The 535-nt window shown below is 56.1% G+C and carries 1 protein-coding gene; it reads left to right on the top strand.

Features of this window, described 5'->3' with window-relative positions:
• On the top strand, positions 1-530 hold a 530-nt coding region (locus FY251_RS20850; RefSeq protein ID WP_187367469.1), incomplete at its 5' end, for a porin.
• Between the last annotated feature and the right edge of the window lie 5 nt (positions 531-535).

Here is a 535-nt window from a genome sequence, read left to right on the forward strand (position 1 = left end):
CCATTACGGTTCTGGGCGAAGATGTCGTGGTTGAAGAAGGTGATACCGTCTCGAATCAGAACGGCATCACGTCCGTTCAGGTCGCTGCCCAGTACACCCTGGCTGATAACGTGAGCGTTAACGGCGTCTATGTCCGGGAGTTCAACGATTACGGCGGACTTGGTATTGATGCTGAATTCGATCCGGAACTTTACAACATCGGTGCACGCTGGAGCCTGTCGGATGAATTCGAGCTCTCCATGAACTACACCGAAGCGCACACCGATAATGCAAACGATGATGAGCGTGACAGCTTTGCTATCGCTTCCATGATGGACTTTGGCGAAGGCCTGACCGGCCATCTTGGTCTTGCGGGGGGCTCTGCTGATGACGCTGCGGACATCGACACCAACGTCTATGGCTATGTTCGCCAGGCGTTGAGTGATCGCACCAATGTGCGCCTCGAGCTTGAGCCCATGCGCCTTGAGGACGATTCCGGTGACAAGTCCAACGCGACCGTCGCGCTGGTCGCCCTGCAGCACAGCTTCTGATCACC

Source organism: Haloferax sp. KTX1 (assembly GCF_902410085.1).
Taxonomy (GTDB): domain Archaea; phylum Halobacteriota; class Halobacteria; order Halobacteriales; family Haloferacaceae; genus Haloferax; species Haloferax massiliensis.